This is a genomic window from Deferrisoma palaeochoriense (assembly GCF_054656955.1).
Window position 1 is genome coordinate 12579 of sequence record NZ_BAAHXI010000028.1, and the last position, 21525, is coordinate 34103.

The 21525-nt window shown below is 71.5% G+C and carries 18 protein-coding genes and 1 pseudogene; 13 read left to right on the forward strand and 6 right to left on the reverse strand.

The window, feature by feature from the left end; translation table 11 throughout:
- Window position 1 precedes the first annotated feature (1 nt).
- The 3 genes from ACYQ8L_RS09405 to ACYQ8L_RS09415 all read left to right on the forward strand — a co-directional run bounded on the left by ACYQ8L_RS09405 (window position 2) and on the right by ACYQ8L_RS09415 (window position 4663).
- Entirely contained in the window at window positions 2–1399 is a 1398-nt protein-coding gene (locus ACYQ8L_RS09405; protein ID WP_459941534.1) for a sigma-54-dependent transcriptional regulator, read from the forward strand.
- Between the two features lie 290 nt (window positions 1400–1689).
- Window positions 1690–3663 (forward strand): acetate--CoA ligase, encoded by a 1974-nt coding sequence (gene acs / locus ACYQ8L_RS09410; RefSeq protein ID WP_459941535.1) that lies wholly within the window; start codon window positions 1690–1692, stop codon window positions 3661–3663.
- A gap of 118 nt (window positions 3664–3781) precedes the next feature.
- Window positions 3782–4663, forward strand: a complete 882-nt coding sequence (locus ACYQ8L_RS09415) for a DMT family transporter (protein WP_459941536.1) — start codon at window positions 3782–3784, stop codon at window positions 4661–4663.
- Between the two features lie 6 nt (window positions 4664–4669).
- On the opposite strand, the gene ACYQ8L_RS09420 is transcribed toward ACYQ8L_RS09415, so the two are convergent.
- The gene (locus tag ACYQ8L_RS09420) at window positions 4670–5110 is read right to left on the reverse strand and encodes a universal stress protein (protein ID WP_459941537.1); all 441 of its coding nucleotides are present in this window, start codon (window positions 5108–5110) and stop codon (window positions 4670–4672) included.
- Between the two features lie 413 nt (window positions 5111–5523).
- Between ACYQ8L_RS09420 and ACYQ8L_RS09425 the strand changes: the two genes are divergently transcribed.
- The 10 genes and pseudogenes from ACYQ8L_RS09425 to ACYQ8L_RS09470 all read left to right on the forward strand — a co-directional run bounded on the left by ACYQ8L_RS09425 (window position 5524) and on the right by ACYQ8L_RS09470 (window position 14621).
- The gene (locus tag ACYQ8L_RS09425; RefSeq protein WP_459941538.1) at window positions 5524–5886 is read left to right on the forward strand and encodes a hypothetical protein; all 363 of its coding nucleotides are present in this window, start codon (window positions 5524–5526) and stop codon (window positions 5884–5886) included.
- A gap of 26 nt (window positions 5887–5912) precedes the next feature.
- Complete coding sequence (locus tag ACYQ8L_RS09430) at window positions 5913–7106, forward strand: SLC13 family permease (RefSeq protein ID WP_459941539.1); 1194 nt, start codon at window positions 5913–5915, stop codon at window positions 7104–7106.
- A 124-nt stretch (window positions 7107–7230) separates the two neighbouring features.
- Window positions 7231–7620 (forward strand): hypothetical protein, encoded by a 390-nt coding sequence (locus ACYQ8L_RS09435; RefSeq protein ID WP_459941540.1) that lies wholly within the window; start codon window positions 7231–7233, stop codon window positions 7618–7620.
- Entirely contained in the window at window positions 7617–8237 is a 621-nt protein-coding gene (locus ACYQ8L_RS09440; RefSeq protein WP_459941541.1) for a phosphatase PAP2 family protein, read from the forward strand. Before ACYQ8L_RS09435 ends, ACYQ8L_RS09440 begins: the two co-directional genes overlap by 4 nt.
- Before the next feature lie 96 nt (window positions 8238–8333).
- A pseudogene (locus ACYQ8L_RS09445) lies at window positions 8334–9047 on the forward strand (phospholipase D-like domain-containing protein); the annotation flags it as partial.
- A gap of 94 nt (window positions 9048–9141) precedes the next feature.
- Window positions 9142–9666, forward strand: coding sequence for a phospholipase D-like domain-containing protein (locus tag ACYQ8L_RS09450; RefSeq protein WP_459941542.1), 525 nt, complete (start codon window positions 9142–9144; stop codon window positions 9664–9666).
- An 18-nt stretch (window positions 9667–9684) separates the two neighbouring features.
- On the forward strand, window positions 9685–11388 hold the full coding sequence (locus tag ACYQ8L_RS09455) for a VTT domain-containing protein (RefSeq protein ID WP_459941543.1): 1704 nt from the start codon (window positions 9685–9687) through the stop codon (window positions 11386–11388).
- Window positions 11385–12170, forward strand: a complete 786-nt coding sequence (locus ACYQ8L_RS09460; RefSeq protein WP_459941544.1) for a phosphatase PAP2 family protein — start codon at window positions 11385–11387, stop codon at window positions 12168–12170. The genes ACYQ8L_RS09455 and ACYQ8L_RS09460 overlap by 4 nt, the downstream gene beginning before the upstream one ends.
- Window positions 12152–13333 (forward strand): MFS transporter, encoded by a 1182-nt coding sequence (locus ACYQ8L_RS09465; RefSeq protein ID WP_459941545.1) that lies wholly within the window; start codon window positions 12152–12154, stop codon window positions 13331–13333. Before ACYQ8L_RS09460 ends, ACYQ8L_RS09465 begins: the two co-directional genes overlap by 19 nt.
- 133 nt (window positions 13334–13466) lie before the next feature.
- Entirely contained in the window at window positions 13467–14621 is a 1155-nt protein-coding gene (locus tag ACYQ8L_RS09470; protein ID WP_459941546.1) for a two-component system sensor histidine kinase NtrB, read from the forward strand.
- Between the two features lie 289 nt (window positions 14622–14910).
- On the opposite strand, the gene ACYQ8L_RS09475 is transcribed toward ACYQ8L_RS09470, so the two are convergent.
- The 5 genes from ACYQ8L_RS09475 to ACYQ8L_RS09495 form a co-directional block, all read right to left on the reverse strand.
- Entirely contained in the window at window positions 14911–16398 is a 1488-nt protein-coding gene (locus ACYQ8L_RS09475; protein ID WP_459941547.1) for an SEC-C metal-binding domain-containing protein, read from the reverse strand.
- A 47-nt stretch (window positions 16399–16445) separates the two neighbouring features.
- On the reverse strand, window positions 16446–17075 hold the full coding sequence (locus ACYQ8L_RS09480) for a hypothetical protein (protein WP_459941548.1): 630 nt from the start codon (window positions 17073–17075) through the stop codon (window positions 16446–16448).
- On the reverse strand, window positions 17075–19987 hold the full coding sequence (locus ACYQ8L_RS09485) for a class I SAM-dependent DNA methyltransferase (RefSeq protein WP_459941549.1): 2913 nt from the start codon (window positions 19985–19987) through the stop codon (window positions 17075–17077). Before ACYQ8L_RS09485 ends, ACYQ8L_RS09480 begins: the two co-directional genes overlap by 1 nt.
- A gap of 406 nt (window positions 19988–20393) precedes the next feature.
- A complete protein-coding gene (locus ACYQ8L_RS09490; RefSeq protein ID WP_459941550.1) occupies window positions 20394–20630 on the reverse strand; it encodes a type II toxin-antitoxin system Phd/YefM family antitoxin in 237 nt (78 codons plus the stop codon).
- A 48-nt stretch (window positions 20631–20678) separates the two neighbouring features.
- Window positions 20679–21494 (reverse strand): ATP-binding protein, encoded by an 816-nt coding sequence (locus ACYQ8L_RS09495; RefSeq protein ID WP_459941551.1) that lies wholly within the window; start codon window positions 21492–21494, stop codon window positions 20679–20681.
- Between the last annotated feature and the right edge of the window lie 31 nt (window positions 21495–21525).

Consider the following 21525-nt stretch of genomic DNA (forward strand, 5'->3'; position numbering starts at 1 on the left):
CATGGGCATCGTGCTCTTGGTGGACGACGACCCGGGCATCCGGTACTCCTTCGGCCGGGCCCTGGGGGAGGACTACGAGGTGCGGGCCGCGGTCACGGCCGAGGAGGGGCTCGCCGCCGTGGAGGCCGACCCCGAGGCGGTGGACCTCGTGCTCCTGGACATCCGGATGCCGGGCCGCGACGGGTTCTGGCTCCTGGACCGGCTGCGGGAGGGGTTTCCGAACCTGCCGGTGGTCATGGTCACGGCCTACGGCGACACCGAGACCGCCATCGAGGCCATGAAACGGGGGGCCTACGACTACCTGGTGAAGCCCTTCGACGTGGCCCACGTACGGGCGCTCATCGAGGCGGCCCGCAAGCAACGGGCCCTCACCCGGTCGGCGGTGTCCCTCGGGCCCGACGCGCCGTCGCCCGGCGACCGGATCATCGGGAACTCCCCGGCCATGGTCGAGGTGTACAAGCGCATCGGCCAGATCGCCGCCACCACGCTCCCCTGCCTCATCACCGGCGAGACCGGTACGGGAAAGGAGCTCGTGGCCCGGGCGCTCGTGCACTACGGCCCCCGGGCCGAAAAGCCCTTCCTGGTGGTGGACTGCGCCGCCATTCCCAAGGACCTCCTGGAGTCGGAGCTCTTCGGGTACGAGGAGGGGGCGTTCACGGGGGCGCGAAAGGGCGGGAAGCTCGGCAAGTTCGAGCTCGCCCACGGGGGCACCCTGTTCCTGGACGAGATCGCCGAGATCCCCCTGGCGCTTCAGTCGAAGCTGCTGCGGGTGCTCCAGGACGGCACGTTCCAGCGGGTGGGGGGCACCGAGGAGATCCGGGCCGACGTCCGGGTCATCGCCGCCACCTGCGCCGACCTCGAGGCCCGGGTGGCCGCCGGCGCGTTCCGGGCCGACCTCTTCTACCGGATCAACGTGGGCCGCATCCATCTGCCGCCGCTGCGGGAGAGGCGGGGCGACATCCCGGCCCTGGTGCGCTACTTCGTGCAGAAGCACGGTGCGGCTGTGGGCCGGCCGGTGACCGGGGTGTCCGAGGATCTCCTGCGCGCGCTCCAGGCCCGGCCGTGGCCCGGGAACGTGCGGGAACTCGAAAACGAGATCCGGCGGCTCCTGGCCTCGACCCGGGGCGAGGTGCTCGCGGCCGAGATCCCGCCCGCCTGCCCCGGCGAGGACGCGGCCTGCGCCGAGCTGCGGTCTCTCGCGGCCCGGGCCCTCGACGAGGGGGGCGAGGGCGCGTTCCACCGGTTCGTGGCCCGGGCCGAGGCGAGCCTGATCGCCGAGGCCTTGGAGCGCACCGGCGGCAACGTGAGCGCCGCGGCCCGGCTCCTGGGCATCACCCGCCTTACGCTTCGCAAGAAGGCCGAGGAGTACGGAATCCGGGTTCCGGACCCGGACGCCTGACCGTGCGACTACCCCCGTTTCCCCCCCCGGGGGCCCTTCCCCGAACCCCGAAATGCGCCACACTCGTGGGGCACCGGACCGGGTGTAGCGTGCCATGCCCTGGTAAAAACGGGGTTTTCCGCGCGCCCCTGCTCGTGTGATCCTAACGTCGTTTGGGGTATTGCGCGACCCGGGGTCGCCTCGGTATACTCAGTCGCACTTGTGCGCTCGTGAGGGGCGACCCCGGGGAGGAGAAGGGGACTGCCGCGGGTCGCGTTTTCGTTCAACCCGTTGGGAGAAGGAGGTCGGTCATGGCAGAGCACACGCAAGAGGTGTACCCGGTTCCCGAGGAGTTCCGGAAGCGGGCGTACATCAAGAGCCGCGAGGAATACGAGCGGCTCTACAAGGAGTCGTTGGAAAACAACGACGCCTTCTGGGCCCGGGTGGCCGAGGAGCAGGTGACCTGGTTCAAGAAGTGGGACCAGGTCCAGGACTGGAAGTACTCGAAGGACGAGGTCTACATCAAGTGGTTCATCAACGGTAAGCTCAACGTCGCCTACAACTGCGTGGACCGGCACCTCGAGAAGCGCGGCGACCAGGTGGCCATCATCTGGGAGGGGAACGAGCCCACCGAGGACCGGAAGATCACCTACCGCGAACTCCACGACCAGGTGTGCCGGTTCGCCAACGTGCTGAAATCCAAGGGCGTCAAGAAGGGAGACCGGGTCTCGATCTACCTGCCCATGATCCCCGAGCTCGCCATCGCGATGCTCGCATGTGCCCGGATCGGCGCGATCCACTCGGTGGTGTTCGGCGGGTTCTCGGCCGATGCCCTCAAGGACCGGATCCTCGACGCCGACAGCCACGTCCTGATTACCTGCGACGGGTTCTACCGGGGTCAGAAGCTCGTGAACCAGAAGGCCCAGGCCGACGAGGCCATGGAGAAGTGCCCCGACGTCAAGACCTGCATCGTGGTGGAGCGGGTGGGCGACAAGCTCCAGACCAACATGAAGGCCGGCCGGGACTTCTGGTGGCACGAGGAGGTCGCGAAGGCGAGCCCGGAGTGCCCCTGCGAGGAGATGGACGCCGAGGACCCGCTCTTCATCCTCTACACCTCGGGCTCCACCGGGAAGCCCAAGGGCGTGATGCACACCACCGGCGGGTACCTCGTGTACACCTCGTACACCCACAAGCTCATCTTCGACTACCACGACGGCGACGTCTATTTCTGCGCCGCCGACATCGGGTGGGTCACGGGCCACAGCTACATCGTGTACGGGCCGCTCTGTAACGGCGCCATCACCGTGATGTTCGAGGGGATCCCCACCTACCCGGACGCCGGCCGGTACTGGGACATCATCGGCAAGCACAAGATCAACGTGCTCTACACCGCGCCCACGGCCATCCGGGCCATCGCGGCCCAGGGCGACGAGTACGTGACGAGCCGGCTCGACAAGCTCGAGACCCTACGGCTCCTGGGCACGGTGGGCGAGCCCATCAACCCAGAGGCCTGGCGGTGGTATTACAACCTGCCCGGCCGCAAGAAGTGCCCCATCGTGGACACCTGGTGGCAGACCGAGACCGGCGGCATCCTGATCTCGGGGCTGCCGGGCGCCATCCCCATGAAGCCGGGTAAGGCCACCACCCCGTTCTTCGGCGTGAAGCCCGTGCTGGTGGATCCGGAGAAGGGCCACGTGCTCGAGGGCGTGGCCGAGGGAGCCCTGTGCATCGCCCGGCCCTGGCCCGGCCAGATGCGGGGTGTGTTCGGCGACCCGGACCGGTTCCGCCTGACCTACTTCCAGCAGTACGACGGGTACTACTTCACGGGCGACGGTGCCAACCGCGACGCCGACGGCGATTACCAGATCACGGGCCGCATCGACGACGTGATCAACGTCTCGGGCCACCGCATGGGCACGGCCGAGATCGAGAGCGCCCTGGTGCTCCACCCCAAGGTGGCCGAGGCCGCCGTGGTGGGGTTCCCCCACGAGATGAAGGGCCAGGGCATCTACGCCTATGTGACCCTGGTCGCCGGGGCCGAGCCCTCCGAGGAGCTCCGAAAGGAGCTCGTGCAGCTCGTGCGTAAGGAGATCGGGCCCATCGCGACCCCGGACTTCATCCAGTTCGCCCCGGGGCTTCCCAAGACCCGGTCGGGCAAGATCATGCGCCGGATCCTCCGGAAGATCGCGGCGAACGAGATCGAGGCCGGGTTCGGCGACACCTCGACCCTGCTCGACCCCTCGGTGGTGGACCAGCTCGTGGAAGGGCGGCTGAACAAGAAGTAGCCGCCCGTTCCCACGGAACGGCGAAAAGGCCGGCCCCACGAGGGGCCGGCCTTTTCCATTGGTTTCACGGGGGAGACTGTGGTACCGGTGAGGGCTTTCTCGCGAAAGGAGTGCCCCCGTGCCCACGCAGTCGAAGGCGCCCCCCTGGAGGGTGGACCTCGCCCTCCTCACCGTGGTTGTCCTGTGGTCTCTGAACTTCGTGATCCTCAAGGCGGCCCTGCCCCGGTTCGACCCGCTGGCACTGGCGGCGCTGCGGTTCGTGGGCATCGCCGCGCTGTTCGAGCTCCTTTTGCGGGCCCGGCGGGTCGAGGGCCGCATCGCCCGCGCGGACCGGAAGGCGTTCGTCCTCTCGGCGCTCGTGGGCTACACCCTCTACCAGGGGCTCTTCATCCTGGGGCTCCACCGGGGCACGGCCTTCTCCACGGCCCTCATGATCAACACGGGGCCCGTGTGGGCCGCGCTCATCCTCACGCTCTGGGGCCTCGAGCGGGTGGGCCGGCGCCAGTGGGCCGGCATCGTCCTGGCGCTCGTCGGGCTCGTCCTGTACGTGGGGCCCCGGCTCGTGGCCCGGGCCGGCGGGGTGGGGGACCTCCTGGCCCTGGGGGCGGCCGTGTCGTGGTCGTGCTACGGCATCCTCAATAAGCCCCTGCTCGAACGCTACGGCGCCTTCTATCTCACCACCCGCACGTTCCAGATCGGGGCGGCCCTGTTCCTGCCGTTCGCCGTGCCGTCGCTCTTCGGCCAGAACTGGGCCGGGATCGGCGCGGCCGGCTGGGCCGCCGTCGGGTACTCGGTGGTGTTTCCCATCGTGGTGGCCGTGAGCCTGTGGAACTGGGCCATCGGCCAGCGCGGCGTGAGCCGCACCGTGGTCTACCAGTACCTCGTGCCGGTGACGAGCGGCCTCCTGTCCTGGGTGTTCCTGGGGGAGGCCTTCGGCCCGGCCAAGCTCGTCGGTGCCGCCGCCGTGCTGGCCGGCGTGGCCCTGAGCCGGAAGGGCTGACCGTGCCTATTCGGGCCGTACGACGAGCACGGGGCAGGGCCCCTCCCGGAGCACGGCGTCGGTCACGCTGCCCAGGAAGAGCTTGCGGGCCCCCTTGCGGCCGTGGCTCGTCATCACGATGAGGTCGGCGTTCTCCCGGCGGGCCGTGTCCACGATGACCTCGGCCGGGTCGCCCTCCCGGAGCATCGTGTCGGCCTTCACCCCGCCCTGGGCCAGCCGGTCCCGGGCCCGGTCCAGCACGGCCTCGAGGTGCCGCCGGATCTCCCGGGTCAGGTCCTCCGGCGAGTAGGACTCGTAGTAGATGTTGAAGAGCCCCGCGTTGAAGTCCAGGGCCGACAGAAGCACCACCCGGCTCCCGAAGGCCCGGGCCAGGGGCAGGGCCGCGTCCACGGCAAAGTGGCACAGTTCCGAACCGTCCAGCGGGATGAGGATCGTGTCGTACTTCATGGGCGTTACCTCCGTCGGGGGAAACCACGGCAGAACACGATGCGCCTACGTCTGCTTCAGATGCACCGGGGCCGAATCGGTTTCCGACGACCCGGCGGCTCTCTATGACTCAGGCCCACGACGGTATCGTCGGACGCGGGCGGGGGGCCTGCCGGCCGGGCGCGACTGCGGCACCTTTTTCGCCGCGCCTTCGCAGGCCGTTGCCGGTTCGGTAGGTCGGGGCGCCGGCAGCGGAAATCTCGGATCCTCCAAAGCAATCCAAGCATCGTGGCGTGCCGCGACGTGAGGACGCCGGGTCCACGGGGTCCGCCGCGTACGGAACCTTACGAACTTTTCATGCGCCGTTCATCCGCCTTTCACCTCGCCCGGTTATGTTTGCGTCGTGGCGTCAACCCGATCGAAGGAGGTCTGCCATGGACGTGATCTGCCTCGAAGTGGGCGAGCGGGAACGGATCCCTTTGTACCTCACCGTGACCCCGATGCAGGCCGAGCGCCTGCTGGGGCTGCTCCCGTTCGGGTTTCGCGTCCGTCTGCCCGGTGGGGTTCCGGTGGAGCCGCATCCCCTGGGTGTGGCGGCAGAGGTGTGCCGTCAGGGGGCGGTCTTCTTCCGTCCGCCGCCGGGCGCCCGGGTGTTGGGGACGTTCGAACTCCGCGAAGGGCGGCGGCAGAAGCGGTTGGGGAGCGCCCGCGGGGCCGAGGGGCTGCGGGGCACGTGGTCGGGGAACGGCAGGCCCCGGTCCCGCCGGGCTCGCGGGCACGCGGGGGGGCGGGGGTGAACGCGATCCCGCCGGAAAGGTGACGGGTGCGGGAGATCCAGACGGCGTTTCTCTTTGCGGCGGGGTACCTCGTTTCGCGTGCGGTGGTGCAAACCCCCCTCCCCGAGCGTCTGCTCTACCTCGGGGCGAAACCGGGGACGCGTCTGGGAGCCCTCGGGCTGTGCCTGCGAATCCTGACGGCTGCGGCGGCGTTGTCGGCCGTGGTGCCCAACGTGCTCGTCGTGCTCACGCTCCTGCCCGTGGTGACCCGCCTGGGTCGGGGTCCGGCGGAAACCGACGATGACGGGTGGGCCACGGCCAAGGCGCTGGCCCTTCTGTACGGGGCGAACATCGGGGGCATGGCGGCGCTCACGGGCACCCCGGCCAACGGCGTGCTGGTCGCCTGGCTCGTGGCGGCCGGGATCCCGCGTGGCCCGGCCGTCTCCTACGCGGGGTGGCTCCTCTGGGGGGTGCCGCTCTCGGCCGCCCTCGCGGCGGTCGCGGCCGGGGTGATCCTGCTGGTTTCCGGCTCGGCCAAGAGTTCCGGGGGGGGCACGGTTCCCCCGGGCCCCCCGGTGGAGGGCAGGGAACGGTGGGCCGTCCGGGTGTCGGTTACGTATCTCACCGCGGGGTTTGTCCTGTCGGCGGTGTCGTGGGCGGGCCCCCCCTGGGATCGGGCGGCCGCCTTGGTCACCGGGGTTGCGACGTTCGGCTTTGCGGCCTGGAGTTTCCTCTGGCCGGTGCGGGAACTCGGGCGAACGCCCCTGCTGCGGCCGGGTGACGTCTTCCGGGGCATCCCGCCGCGGGGCGCCGCGTTCGTGGCGCTCAGCGTCGGTGCGGCCTGGGCCGCCTATCAGGGGGGGCTCCATCGGGCGGCGGCCGCGGGGATCGCCCGCTTTCTTCCCCTATCCGGCGGCGCCTGGTTGACCCTGTTCGTGCTCTCGCTCGGGGCCTCGTTCGCCACCGAGGCGGTCAGCAACACGGCGGTCCAGGTGAGCCTGCTGGTCCTCCTGGAACCCCTGGCCCCTTCCCTCCCCTGCTCGTACACCCGGGCCGCCCTGGCGGTCACGCTGTCGAGCACCTGCGCGTTCATGAGCCCCCTGGCCACGGGCGTGAACGGGTTCGTGTACGGGGGGATCCGCGGCGTTTCCCTCCGGCGCATGGTGGGGGGCGGCCTCGCGATGAATCTGGCCGCGGCGGCGCTGGTGTCGACGTGCGTCCGGTGGCTCCCCGGGTTGTGAGGGCCCCCTCGGTTGTCCGTTTCCCGTTACAGGCTTGTAATGATCCTGCCATGCTTCCGCCGCGTCGGTGGTGGTAGCCTGCGCCTTCCCATCTTGGGAAGAACGACAAGGGAGGAGTCCTGGAATGAAACCGCTCCCGGTCTCGGCTGCGGCGTCCCGGGTTTCCGTCACGAAGGATGGCCTCCGGGTGCCGCTGCTGGCGCGCCAGATGTTGGGAAAGATCCGCCGGTTCTGGCTCGTGTGGTTTCGTCCCGGATATGTCGCCCGGAAACGTCGGGAGCGGACCGGCCGGTGCCTGCGGTGCGGGCGCTGCTGCAGCCTCGCGGTCACCTGCCCGATGTTCGCCGGGCAAGGGCTCTGTTTGACCTACGGTGCAATCCGACCCCGCGTGTGCGCTGCGTTCCCGATCGATGAGCGGGATCTCGCGGAGATCCGCGCGAGCGGCGGCGCGTGTGGGTTCGCGTTCCGGCCGGCGGCGCACCTGCGGGCCGTGGAGGGGGGGCGCGACCGATGAGTCCCGTGGCCGACTGGGAACTCGCCCTCCTGTCCCGGTACGCGGCCGCGAGGGGGGCTTCCCCTTGGCTGGACGGTCTCGCGAAGGTCCTGGCCTCCGCGGGTCCGTGGGGGACGGCGGGGGGGTTGATCGCGCTCTGGGTCTGGGGAAGTCGGGGGATCCGGGATCGGGTGGCCCTGCTCGAAGCCACGGCCGCGGGGCTTCTCGGTCTGGGGGTCAACCAGTTGTTCGCACTGCTGTTTTTCCGTCCGAGGCCCTATATGATGGGCCTGGTCCAGCCGCTTATCACCCACGCCTACGAGACGAGCTTTCCCAGCGATCACGCCACCCTGTTGTTGGGTGTGGGGCTCTACCTGCTCCTCCTCACGCCGCGCCGGCGGGCCGGGGCCGCGCTGTCCCTCCTGGCGCTCGGAACCGCCTGGGCCCGGGTGTATGCGGGGGTACACTTCCCCACCGACATCCTGGGCTCCGCGGGGGTGGCGGCCGCGGCCTGCATCGCCGTGCGGGTCGTGAGGCGCCCGTTGGCCCCCCATTTGGAGGGAGTGGTGCGGCTGTACGCGCGGATCGCGAAGGGATGGATCCACCGGGGCTGGGTGCGCGGGGTTTCCGGACGGTAGACGGACGGGAGGGGGAGAGGACCCGGAGGACGAGACGGCGTGTCCACATCTTTGCTGCTACACGGGGCCTCGGTGCTGACCGGGGTGCTCGCGTTCGTGTTCGCGGTGCGGATTCTCCGGGAAAGGAGACCCCCGGCCAACGCGCTCAGCTGGATCGTCGGGGTGGTCGTGATCCCCTACGTGGCGATCCCGCTCTACCTCCTCCTCGGCGGGGCGCGCACGCGGGAGGTTCTGCGCAAAAAGGGAAGCCTCCGCACGGCCGCTCCACCTGCCGGGCCCGAGGCCTCCGGATCCCCGGTCGCCCGGGTGCTCACGGCCCGGGGGGAGCCGCCGCCCCGCCCGGGGCACCGCATCACGTGGCTTCCGGACGGTGTGCGCGCGTACGGCGCGCTCCTCGACCTGGTCCGGGGCGCACGGAGGCGGCTGTGGGTGCAGACGTTCATTTTGGGGCGCGACCCGGTGGGCGCGGCCCTCGTGGAGGCCCTGGCCGAAAGGGCTCGGGCGGGGGTGGAGGTCTGCCTGCTCCTCGACGCCATGGGGGGCTGGGGCGCCAGGGGACGGTTCGTCGCTCCGATCCGGAAGGCCGGCGGCCGGGTCGGCGTGTTTCTGCCGGTGCTCCCCCTGCGCCGGCGGTGGTCCGCGAACCTCCGGAATCACCGTAAGCTGGTCCTGGCCGACGGCCGGAGGGCGTGGTTCGGGGGCATGAACCTGGCCGAGGAATACCTGGGACCCGCGGCCCGCCCGGGCCGGTGGGCCGATCTGGCGGCGGTGGTGGAGGGGCCGGCGGTGGCCGATCTGGAGGAGGGGTTTCGCGCCGACTGGCGGTTTGCCACGGGGGCCGACCCCGGGGGGGCGGTCGGGATCGGGGCGTCCCCGGGCGGGGGGGGCGGGCACGGTCCAGGCCGTGGCGGCGGGCCCGGACGTGGAGGGGAACCCCCTGCGCGACGCCCTGCTCGCCGCCTTCGCCCGCGCGCGGCGGCACGTGTGGGTCGTGTCGCCCTACTTCCTTCCGGACGAGGCCCTGCTCCAGATGCTGGCCGTCCAGGCCCGGGCCGGAATCGAGGTGACCATCGTCGTTCCCGAGCGATCGAACCACCGGTTGGCGGACTGGGCACGGGAGCGCCCGTTGCAGATTTTGCGGGATGCGGGAGCCCGGATCCTGGGATACGGCCGCAGCATGATCCACGCGAAGCTCGTCGTCGTCGACGAGAGCTTCGGTCTTTTCGGATCGGCCAATCTGGACATGCGAAGCCTGTACTTGAATTTCGAGGTCGGGCTGGCCCTCTACACCCCGGAGGACGTCGGAGCGCTGCGGCGGATCGCCGCGGAATATGCGTCGGCGTCCGGACCCCTGGCGTTTCCCCACCGGAGGGGCAATGTGGGAGAACTCCTGGTGGACTTGGCGGAACTCTTGGCACCCCTGTTGTAGCGGCGGGAGGCGGACGTCGTGTACTCGCTCACCGAACGGATCTTGACGCTCCTGGCGACCCACCCCCACCCGGTGACCTTTCTTCTGCTGGTGCTGACGGGACTGGGGCTCCCCGTGCCGGAGGACGTGATCCTCCTGGCCGCCGGGGCCGTGGTGAGTTGGGGGCGCACGGGGTACTACCCCATCGTGGGGGCGGCCCTTCTCGGGGTGCTGGCCGGGGACCTGCTGCTTTTCCTTCTGGGGCGAAAGTACGGGCCCCGGCTCCTCGGGCATCGGCCGTTTCGCTACCTGGCGAGCCCCCGGCGCCTGGACCGGGCTCGAACCCTCCTGGCCCGACGGGGCCTGGGCGCCGTGTTCCTGGCCCGGTTCGTCGCGGGGGTGCGGTTCGCGGTGTTCTTCCTGGCCGGGGCGAGCGGCATGAACGCCGCCACGTTCGTTCTGCTCGACCTCACCGGGGCCGTGATCTCGGTCCCCCTGGTGGTGCTCGTAGGGTACGTTTTCGGCTCGAACCTCGAGGAGGCCCTGGGGTTTCTCCATGCCCACCGGTGGCAGGTGCTCGCCGCCGCGGTCGGGTTGGTGCTGGCGGGGTGGGCGCTGGTCCGGGTGGGCCGGGCCCTCGGCGCGTGGAACCGGATCCGGCGGGCCGGAGCGGCCCTGGCGCACCTGGCCGGCGGATACCTGGGGCGCCGCCGGTGGTTCCGTTTGGCCCTGCTGGCCGCGGCCCTGGCCGGCGTCGCCTACTACGCGGCGGTGGCGGCCCAACCGCTTCCCGCGGCCGACCGGAACTTCCGGGAGATCGCCCGGATTCCCGCGGTGGGTCCGGGAGAGCCGTTCAGCTTCGCGGTGTTGGGCGACAACCGCAACAGCCAGGCCGTGTTCACCGAGATCCTCCGGCGCATCGAGGCGGACCCCGACATCCGGTTCGCGGTGGACCTCGGGGACCTGGTGTTCGACGGGGAGCGGGAGAAGTACCGGTTCTTCCTGGAGCAGATCGCCGGATTCACGAAACCCTTCGTGGTGGCGCCGGGGAACCACGACATCCGCGAGGGCGGCCGGGCGGTGTACTACGAGGCCTTCGGGCCGTTTTACTACTCGTTCCGGGTGGGCGACGCCCTGTTCGTGGTGCTCGACGACGCCGACGAGGTGGGGTTCGAGCCGTCCCAGTGGGCCTGGGCCGGGCGGGTGCTGGGGGAATCGGACGCGGCGCACACGTTCGTGATGTTCCACGTGCCGCTGTTCGATCCCCGCCACCGCACGGACCTCGACTGGCTCAAGGCCCTGCTCCCGGCCCGGGCCGGCAACTGGATGTTCCACCACAGTCTGGCCGACGACGCGACGGCCCGGCAATACGCGGCCGCGTTCCGGCGGTGGGGGGTCACGAGGCTGTACTGCTCCCACATCCACGGGTTCTACCGGGGGGAGTGGGAGGGGGTGCCGTTCACCCTCACCGGGGGGGCGGGGGCGCCGCTCGTGGGGATCGACCCGGAGCATGACTTCTACCATTACGTGAAGGTCACCGTGGGGCCCGGGGGCGTGCGCGAGGAGGTGGTCCGGATCCCGTCGCCGCCGTTCGGGCTTCTCGCCCGCGCCGGAAACCTGGTGTTCCTCCACCTGCGCAGCTTCGTGGCCACCCACGTCCCGGGCACGATTCTGTTCGTCGTGTTCGCCGTGGGCGCCTGGGACCTCGCGGCCGCCCGGCGGGGCCGGGGGGCCGGGGCGTGAGGCGAGGCTTCCTTCGGGGCATCGCCCTCGCCCTGGCGGTGACGGCGGGGCCCGCCGCCGCGGGTGTCCGCGGTGACGCGGCCCGGGCCGTCCGGGACGCCGGAGCCTACGCCACGGCGCCCGGGGGGTGGGGGGCGAAGGAATGGGGGCGGTTGGGGCTCGCGGTGGGGGGCGTGGTGGCCGTGGAGTTGGCCGACGAGGGGATCCGGACCTCGGTGCAGGACGCCCGCACGGGGGGAACCCACGATCTCGCCCGGGCCCTGAAGGGGTTGGGGGAGCCCCTGGGCTGGGGCGGGGCCGTGGTGGCGGCCACCTACCTGGGGGGCTGGGCGGCCGGGGCCGACGGGGTGCGGGAGACCGGGTTTCGGATGGCCGAGGCCGGGGTGTTTTCGCTGGCCGCGGCCTCGGTGCTCAAGGTGGCCGTGGGCCGAAGCCGGCCCGGGGAGGGGGAGGGCGCCGGCACGGTTCGCCCGTTTCGGGGCGGGCCCGGGGGCGGGCGGTCGTCGTTTCCCTCGGGGCACACCACGTTCGCGTTCGCCGTGGCCACCGTGGCCGGCGAGCGGATCCCCGGCGCCGGATGGATCGCCTACCCCCTGGCCGGCCTGGTGGGCTGGTCGCGCCTCCACGACGACGACCATTGGGCGAGCGACGTGGCGGCCGGCGCACTCCTCGGGGCCGCCACCGGGTGGTGGGTGGCGCACCGGCCGGAGGGATCCACCGCCCGGCTGGTGCCCTGGCTCGGCCGGGGCGGGGGAGGCCTGGCATGGGTCGGCGCGTTTTGAGCCGGGAGCTCCCGGGCACGGTCAAGGCGCTCGGGTGGGTGAGCCTGCTCACGGATTTCTCGAGCGAGATGATCTATCCCCTGCTCCCGGGGTTCCTCACGGGAGTCCTGGGGGCGGGGGCCGGGGCCCTGGGGGTGATCGAGGGAGTGGCCGAGGCCACGGCCTCGGCGCTCAAGTGGGTGTCGGGCCGGTGGTCCGACCGGATGGCGCGCCGAAAACCCCTGGTGCTCCTGGGGTACACGGTGTCCGGGATGAGCCGCCCCCTGATCGGCGCGGCCGCCTCCTGGGTCGGGGTGCTCGGGCTTCGGTTCGCCGACCGGGTGGGCAAGGGGCTTCGCACCTCGCCCCGCGACGCCCTGATCGCCGACGCCGTGGAGCCCGGCCAGCGGGGCCGGGCGTTCGGGTTCCACCGGGCCATGGACCACCTGGGCGCCGTGGCGGGGCCGCTGGTGGCGGCGGCCCTCCTGGGCTGGGGGGTGCCCCTTCGGGCCGTGTTCTGGCTGGCCGCCTTGCCGGCGGCGGCCGTGGTGGCCGTGATCGTGTGGGGGGTGGCGGAACCGGCGCGGTCCCCTCCGTCCGGACCGGCCGAGGCCGGGGCCCCCGAGCCCGCGGGGTTCGGGCCCGGGTTCCGGCGGCTTCTCCTGGCCCTGGGGCTCTTCACCCTGGGGAACTCCACCGACGCCTTCCTCCTGCTTCGCATGTCCGAGCTGGGGGCCCCGGCCGCCGGGGTGGCCCTCCTGTGGGCCGCCCACCACGGGGTGAAGACCGCGGCGAACCTGTGGGGCGGGCGGGCCGTGGACCGGTTGGGGCCCCGCCGATGCCTGGCGGCCGGATGGCTGTGGTACGCCGTGGTGTACCTCGGGTTCGCCCTGGCCCGGGGGCGGGCCGCGGGGATCGGGTGGTTCTTGGCCTACGGCCTCTATTTCGGGCTGGCCGAGCCGGCCGAACGGGTCTGGACGGCCGCCCTGGCCCCCCGGGGGGCCAGGGGCGCGGCCTACGGATGGGTCCACGCCGCCATGGGGCTCATGGCCCTGCCGGCGAGCGTGCTCTTCGGGGCCCTGTGGGCCGCCTGGGGGGCGCCGGTGGCCTTCGGGGCGGGGGCGGCGCTCGCCCTGGCGGCCACGGGCGTCCTCCTCGCGGTGCCGGAAGGTGGGCGAGGTTAGGAGGCGGGCAGGCTGGAAAGCCATGAAGCGGGGGGCCGAAAACTCTCTTGCCGGGCGCAGGCCCGGGGCCGCTCGTGCGCCCTCCGAACCGCCCGTGGTAGGGTGGACACCATCCCCTTCCCCGGAGCCCCCCATGCCGAAGCCCCGGAACCGCTCCCGATCGCGGCTGCGCGAGGCCCTGTTGCGGGCGATCTACGACGCCGTGCCCGACATGATCTTCGTCCACGGGCCCGACGGCCGCGCCGAGGACGTGAACGAGAACGTGGAGCGGATCTATGGGTGGTCGCGAGAGGAGTTTCGCGAGGTGGATCCGGCGGAGGCGAGCGGCGCGGGCGTCGACTCCTCGGAGGTCTTCGAGAGGGTCCGACGGGCCCGTGAGGGGACGCCCCAGGACTTCGAGTGGGTGGCCCGGCGCAAGGACGGGAGCACGTTCCCGGTGGAGGTGCGGCTCCGGCGGCTCGAGGGGCCCGAGGCCGAGGGGCGGGTGCTGGCCCTGGTGCGCGACCTCTCCGAGGAGAAGCGCCGCCAGGCCGAGCTGCGCGCCCAGGAGCGGCTCGCCGCCCTGGGGCAGTTCGCCGCCGGCATCGCCCACGATTTCAACAACCTGCTCACCCCGATGGTGCTCTACCCGGAGATGCTGGCCGACCTGCCCGGGGTGCCCGAACGGGTCCGAAACGCTCTGCGGGTGATCGGCGAGCAGGCCCGGCGCGGCCAGGTGCTGGTGCGCCAGTTGCTCGATTTCGGCCGGGGGACGCCCAGGGAGAAGACCGTCGTGAATCTCCCCGAGCACCTCGGCGCCTTCTCGGAGATGGTGCGGCGGCTCCTCCCCGGCCGCATCGCTCTGGAGTTTCGCTCGGCCCCGGGCGAACACCGGGTGTGGGCGGATCCGATGGGGCTCGAGCAGGCAGTGCTCAACCTGGCGGCCAACGCCCGCGACGCCATGCCCGAGGGCGGCACCCTGACCCTGGCCGTGGACCGGGTCGGACCGGGGAACCTCCCTGCCGAGCCGGGAGCCCCGGACGAGGGGGAGTGGTGTCGGATCACCGTGGCCGACACGGGCGAGGGGATCCCGGCCGACGTGCTGCCCCGGATCTTCGAGCCGTTCTTCACCACCCGGGCCCCCGGCGAGGGCACGGGGCTCGGGCTCTCCCAGGTCCACGGCCTGGTGGCCGAACACGGCGGCCACATCACGGTGGAGTCGGAACCGGGCCGGGGGACCACGTTCCGGGTGTACCTGCCGTGCCGGGGGACGGAGGCCGGAGGACACAAGACAGGAGAAACCGGGTAGAGGCGGCCTGTTTGCAATACCTTTTCGCCGGTCGGCCGCACGGCGCGTCGCCGCGGTCCGGGCCAGCGGACCGGCCCCCGCGGGACCGGCGACCGACGGCGGAGGCTTCTTGGAACAGAGGGGGGCGGCGCCGGGGCTTGCCCCCTCCCCCTGTCCCCCTCCCTCCAGGGGAGGGGGATCGGTGCCGCTTTGTGGCACCACCACAAAATGCCCTCTCCCCCCGAGGGGGGAGAGGGCCGGGGTGAGGGGGGCGGTTTGGGAGCCGCTGAGAATAGAATCACGAAGGATCTTAGCCTCTTAGCCTCCCAGCTTCCCAGCGGGAGAGCTTCTCATCGACCGACGGGGGCAACGGGCCGAACAGCCGGCACAGATTCCAGGTGCGGCGGGCCATGTCGGGCAGGGCCTGCTCCCACAGGAAGTCCCCGTAGCGCTCGAGAAACTCGGGGGAGAGGGCACCGGTCGCGGATTCGCCGTCCTCTGCAGCGAGCGCTGGGGCCCCCTCCAGGTCCGAGAAGCCCTCCGAGCCGCGTTTCAGGGCGTGCAGCAGGAGCGCGGATCCGAGGGGGGCGGGGATGTCCCCGCCGGCCAGCAGATTTCTCACGCTCCCGATCCGTTTCAAGGTGGGTTCATCGGCCTCGTCGCCGTGCTCCAGCACCCATTGGTCCAAGAACTCGTCAAAGAGTTCCGCGTCCTCCCGGCCCAGTTCCTCCGCCGTCTCCAGGAAAATGCGGGTGACCTCCTGCCGGGCCGGCTTCGGGGTTTCCCGTACGAGCAGGGCGAACCTCACCAGGCACGGCAGAACGCTCGCGAAGGGGAGCCCCTGGGGCAGCCCCTCGGCCAGGATCTCCTCGACCAGCTCCTGAAGGTGCTCTTCCGCCGCCTCTCGTACCTCGTCCGGAATCGCTTCCGCCGCGTCGAGCGGGAGCCCCTCCAACGGCAGGGGTTGCCCCCTGGCCAGATGCTGCCGCAGCGCATCGGGCCCCCCCATGCCTTCGACCCATTCCGGCCACCGAACCTGGGCCTCCACCATGTTCGTGATGGTCAGTTCGTAAACGATTAGATCCAAGGGGGTTGGGTCATCCGCGACCGAGGGGGTTTCCTCGGCCATTGCCTCGGCCAGCAGTTCCAACGCCACCCCCGCGGCCATGGCGCGCAGGGCGGCGGGGTCGTCCCGCCAGCGCGGGGCGGCTTCCAGGACCTTCTGTTTCAGATCGCCCAACGAGGCGGGGGGTTCCACCTCCCGGAGGTAGCGGCGCATCAGTTCCCTGTAGAGGTCGGGAGTACGATCTTCTTCCGTCTTGCCCCGCAACTCCCCGAGCAGGAACTCTCGCAGGCGGTCTTTCCCGAACCGAACCTCCCGGAGGCCCGGGTCCTCCTGGAAGATCCGCGAGAGGACCCGGAGGTCCTCCTCGGGGTCTCCGTCGGTGGGGAAAAGGCGGGGAATCAGGTCGAACGGGTCCACGTTCGGTGCCCGGTGCGGAGCGCGGGGGGCGGTCTCCGGCTCGGGGCTCCGGGCGCAACACTTCTTGTACTTGCGGCCGCTCCCGCAGGGACACGGGTCGTTGCGGCCCACCTTCCGGGGTTGTTTCGGCTCCCGTGGGGGGAAGGCCGCGTTGTACACCCGGACCGCGGCCGCGAACGCGGCCATGCCGGCCAAGGCGTCATGACCGTCGTCGAGGTTGTAGCCCGCTTTTTCCAAGGCTTCGGCCGCCGACATCTCCAACAAGGGCGGAAGGTCGAGTCCGGCGAGCGGGTTGAAGGGTTTTGCACTCGGCATGGGAGTTCCTTTCCGAGACGGGCTGGGTGATCGGACCCGTGGTCGCATCAGCCGAACGGCGGGGTGTCCAGCGGCAGCACGTAGTCGTACCCCCCGGGGCCGCAGCGGCGCTCCAGGAGTTGGAGGATCTTCTTGCGCCGGAGCGCCGAGTCGCGGGGGCTGGCCACGTAGAAGGGCTTTCCGTCCTTTCCGTAGGTGAACTCCCGCTCGCAGGCGTCCGCGTCGATGCCCGCGAACACCCGCCGGGCGTCGCGGTAGTCCGGGTGGGGCTCGATCCCGAGATCCCGGGCGTAGGCCACCGCCCCCTCCACGAGCTTTCGCACGGCGGCCGGGTCCTCGGATCGGAGGCGGTGGATCTCGGCCAGGTGGTCCATGTGGTGCCGGTACTCCTCCAGGGTGTACCGGGCCAGGAACGCGCCCTTGACCCCGAGGCAGTAGACGTCCACCAGGAACACCCCGGCGGCGATGTGGCCGTCGGGGAGCCGCCGGGCCACCACCACGTTCCCGAGCCCCTGCTCGAACAGTTCCTCCGGCACGAGGCACTCGTGCACCGGCGCGTCGGCCGGAACGGAGGGCTTTCGGCCGCCCCCCGTGCCGGCCCTGGGCGCCTTCTTGGCCTTTCGCTTGGCGGCCTTCTTCTGCAGGGCCTTCTGTCGTCGCTTCTCGTCGCGCGCCATCAGGATTCCTCCCCGGAGTCGCGGGCCCGTTCCCGGTTCAGGGCCAGGAGCCGTTCCAGAATCTCGTCGTCGCCGAGGTCGGCGGGCCAGCCGTAGGCCGCGGCCACGGCCTCGTCGAGCCGCCGGTGGGCCAGGTCGAGCCACCGGGGCCGCTCGTTGTAGAGGTTCGTGAGGGTGCGGCGCTTGAGTTCCCGGGCGGCCTTGGGGTCGGCCGGCACCCGGCGGGCGTAGCGCACCGTGCCGATCCCCCGCTCGTCGGGGTTCGTGACGTGCCGGGCCCAGGGGCCGTCCACCGAGCCGGGGAACTCGAGCACCTCCTGCCGGGTCCACTCGGGCGGGTTGAGCCACCGCTCCCGCAGTTCGTCGAGGTCCCGGGCCGCCTCGGCCACGGCCCGTCGGGCGTCGGCCGGGGCCTCGGGCAGGGGGAACGTCTCGAAGCAGGAGGTCGGGGTGTAGCGGGGCCGGTCCTCGAGTTGGGTGCCCATCCGCAGGGCCCACACCTCGTGGAACCGGCTGTGGAGCACGCCGAACCAGAAGTCGTCGTCGGTGGCAAAGACGATGAGTTGGCAGTCGGGAAGGGTGGGCGGGCGGACCCAAACGAAGATCCGATGTTTGGCCACCCTGGCTGTGGCCACGAAGCGGCCCAGGGGCGCCAGGGCGGCGCGCATCGCCGGTCGTGGCTCCACGTGGCGCCACCAGGCGTCCCGGTACGCCGCCCGCCGGTTTTCCAGGCGCTTTGGCCGCACCCGCCGGCGCGCGAGTTCGAAGGGGGCCTCGTACCGGGCCGCCTCTTCCTCCGGCAGGTCGCACCCGAAGTCCACGATCCACATGTCCCGGGGCCGGCGGGTCACGTCGAGGCCGTTCACCCACGGCACGAGCACGTCGGAGTTGGGGCGGCCGTGGGGGTTGGGCAGGCCCAGGAGCGGCAGGGCCTCGTCGGCCGGCAGGTCGAAGGGGCCCCCCTTGGTGTCGCCCATGAACGCCAGGTTCCGAAGGGCCGGAAGGCGGACCGCCCGGGTCAGGTCGGCCCGGGCCGTGAGGTCGGCGTTGATCCGGTCCACCCGCCGGCCGTCGAGCACCCGCTCGGTCTCCTCGCCGTCGTCGAACCCCACCATGCTCACGTGCACGGCGGCCCCGTCGAGGATCCAGTCCCGGTCGCTCTCGGCGAAGAAGATGTCGCCGGTCTCCTTGATCCGCTCGAGCACCCGGCGGTTGGCCCCGCCCCGGATCCCCTGGGTGGCCAGGAGCCCGGCCCGGCGGCACCGGCCCCGCTCGACGGCGGCCCGGGCCTTCTCCAGCCAGTAGGCGCACAGGTCCGCCTCGGCCGGCACCCGGCCCCTGTACACCCGGAACAGGGCGTCCACGTAGTCGTCGCCCAGTTCGGCCCGGAGCTTCTTCCCGCCCAGGAACGGCGGGTTCCCCACGATGCAGTCCACGGCGGGCCACTCGGGCTCGGCCGGGTGTTCGGGGTCCGAGAGGTCGAGGATCGCGTCCCTGCACAGGAAGTTCTGCTCCAGGGGCCGGAGCACCGGGTCGGCGCCCCAGCCGTAGCCGTTGGCCCGGGTCCACTGGAGGTAGCCCACCCAAACGGCCATCTGGGCGAGTTCGTGGGCGTAGGGGCTCTTCTCGATGCCGTAGAGCTGCCAGGGCCCCACCTGGGGCAGGAAGCTCCCCAGGCCCCGGTCCATGGCGAAGACGAGGGCCTCCTTCTCGAGGTCCTTGAGCTTCTGGAGGGTCACGTAGAGGAAGTTGCCCGAGCCGCAGGCCGGGTCGAGCACCTTCACCCGGGCGAGCCGGTTCAGGAACCGGTGGAGGATCTGGCCGGCCTCGCCCCGGGCCTTGGCCCGAAGCCGCGGCCCGGGCGGCGGCTCGCCGCCCTTGGGGTGCTTTCGGCCGGTGCGCAGGAGGTTCTCGCACAGCTCCCGGACCCGGGCCCACTCCCGGCGCAGGGGCGCCAGGACCACGGGCTCCACCAGGGTCTCGATGTCGGCCCGGCTCGTGTAGTGGGCGCCGAGCTGGCTTCGCTTGGCCGGGTCCATGCCCCGCTCGAATAGGGTGCCGAAGATCGAGGGGTCCACGGCGCTCCAGTCGAGGCGGGCGGCCCGGTGCAGAGCGTCGAGTTCCCGGGGGGTGAGCTCCAGGGCCTCGGGGTCGTCGAAGAGGCCGCCGTCGAACCGCCGGATGGGGTCCACCCCGAAGTCGCCGCCCCGGGCCATGGCCCCGAAGAGGTCCGAGGCGAGCTTCTGGAACCGGGCGGGGTCGGTGCGGGTGCGGTCGAGGAGCCGGGTGAACAGGCCCTCGGGCAGGAGCCCGATGTCCTCGGCGAACAGGCAGAACACCACCCGGTCGAGGAACCGGGCGGCCCGGTGGGGGTCCACCCCGCGGCCCCGCAGGGCCTGGGCGATCTCGGCGATGCGGCGCGCCGCCTCCTCGGTGATGACCGCGCTCGTGGCGCCGGGCCGCAGGGCTTCGGGGTTGTGGAACACGGCCCGCAGGATCTCGAGGTTCCGGGGTTCCCCCAGGTTCTCCAGGGCGATCTCGTAGATCTGGGTGGGGGTGGCCGTGAAGTTCGTGCGGACGACGATGCGGTCGGTGTCGCTCACCACCAGGAGGGGCGGGTTCTCGAGGGCCTCCCGGTACTGGAGGAGCTGCGCGTAGGCCTTGTCGAGGCTCTTGTGGCGGCCCTTGTACTCCCAGCCGAAAAAGCCCTTCTTCCACACGTCGGCCCAGCCGTCGCCGCCCCCGGCCTTGGCCGCGCCCCGCTCGAAGGTGAACCAGGAGCCGTCCTTGTCGGCCTCGGCGGGCTTGGGGTGGCCCACGAGGTCGCACACGTCGAGGAAGTGCTGCTGGGCCGCGGCCCGCTCCGAGAGCGTGACGCCGCGCCATTTGGCGATGAACTCGGCTGGGGTCATGGGCCACGGGCCGGGATGGATGGCAAGGGCTGGCCTGTTCGCTGGCCTCCGCGATCGTAGCCGAAGCGCCGTGGCCGGCTCAAGTGGGGCGCTCACTCGTGGGAGTGCTTTCGGAAGCCGAACCGCCGGCCTCCCGGGGGGCATTGGAAGCTCCCCAGCGCCCCTTTGGGGCCCCGTTGTGCATGACAGTAACGCGCGAGTCAGTGCCCGGAGGTAGGAGCGGCGTCCCCGCCGCGATCCGGGCCGAAGGCCCGAAGGGACAGGGTCGCGGCTCGAAAACCGCTCCCACAGGTTAGGACAACCGCAGACGCTGAAATCCCAAAGGATTTTCGCGTCCTAGCCTCCCAGCTTCCTAGCATCCCAGCGGGAAGTTACTTGGAAGCGCAATACGGGCGGCAGACGGTGATCATCGTTTCTCGCCGACCGGCGAACCCCACTCCGGAAGTTCGTCGTCGAAGTCGTCCGGCACGGTGAAGAGTCCGGCATCCCGGCCGAAAACGCGCCGCGGGGGGACCGCGGTGTACGGAATCAGGCGGGCAACCGGTTTCCCAGCCTTCGCGATCACGACCTCCTCGCCAGCACTCACCCGGTCCAGAAGCTTCGAAAGATGAGTTTTGGTTTCGTGTACGCTCACCGTGAGCATGGCAGAAACCTCCCACTCAGCCAAAACCAAATGTCGTGGTGGACCAAGTCAACGCTTCAGGTTCCCTGCGATCTCCCGGGCGGCCTGGAGGGCGGCCCGGCCGGAGCGGATGCCCCGCTCCAGGGCCCAGCGCTCGGCCTCGGCCTCCCACCCGGGGGGCGGCTCCACCCCGAAGGCCCGCAGGTGCCGGGCCACGGCCTGGCGGTAGGTGGCCGGATCGAAGGGGTAGAACCCCAGGGAGAGCCCGAACCGGTCGGCCAGGCTCACGGTCTCGGCCACGCTCTCCTGGGGGTGGATCTCGCCGTCGTTGGGGAACCGCTCGGGCACGAGGTGGCGGCGGTTCGAGGTGGCCACCACCAGGGTGTTCTCGGGCCGGGCCCGGAGCCCCCCCTCCAGGAGCACCTTGAGTTCCCGGTACCGGTCGTCGGGCCCGGCGAAGGAGAGGTCGTCGAGGTACACGATCCACCGCCGCGGGTCGGCCGAAAGGCCCTCGAGGAGCGCCGGGAGTTCGGGGATCCGGGGTTCGGGCACCTCCACCAGGGCGAGGTCCGGGAACACCCGAAACAGGGTGCGCACGAGCGACGACTTCCCGGTGCCCCGGTCGCCCCACAGGAGCACGTCGTGGGCCGGGGCGCCGGCCAGAAACCGCTCCACGTTGGCGTATAAGGCCGCCTTCTGGCGGTCCATGCCGAGGAGCAGGTCCGGGTCCATCTCGGCCACCCGGGCCACCGGCGCGAACCGGCCCTGCCACACGAAGGCTCGGGTCGCGGGGTCCGGGGGGGCGGCCGCGCCGGGTTCCGGGCCGCCGAGGAGTTCGGCGATGCGGTCGAGCTTTTCCAGAAGGGCGTGGAGCGTGTCGGTCATGGGGGATCCGTTGGGACGTTAGGACGTGCGG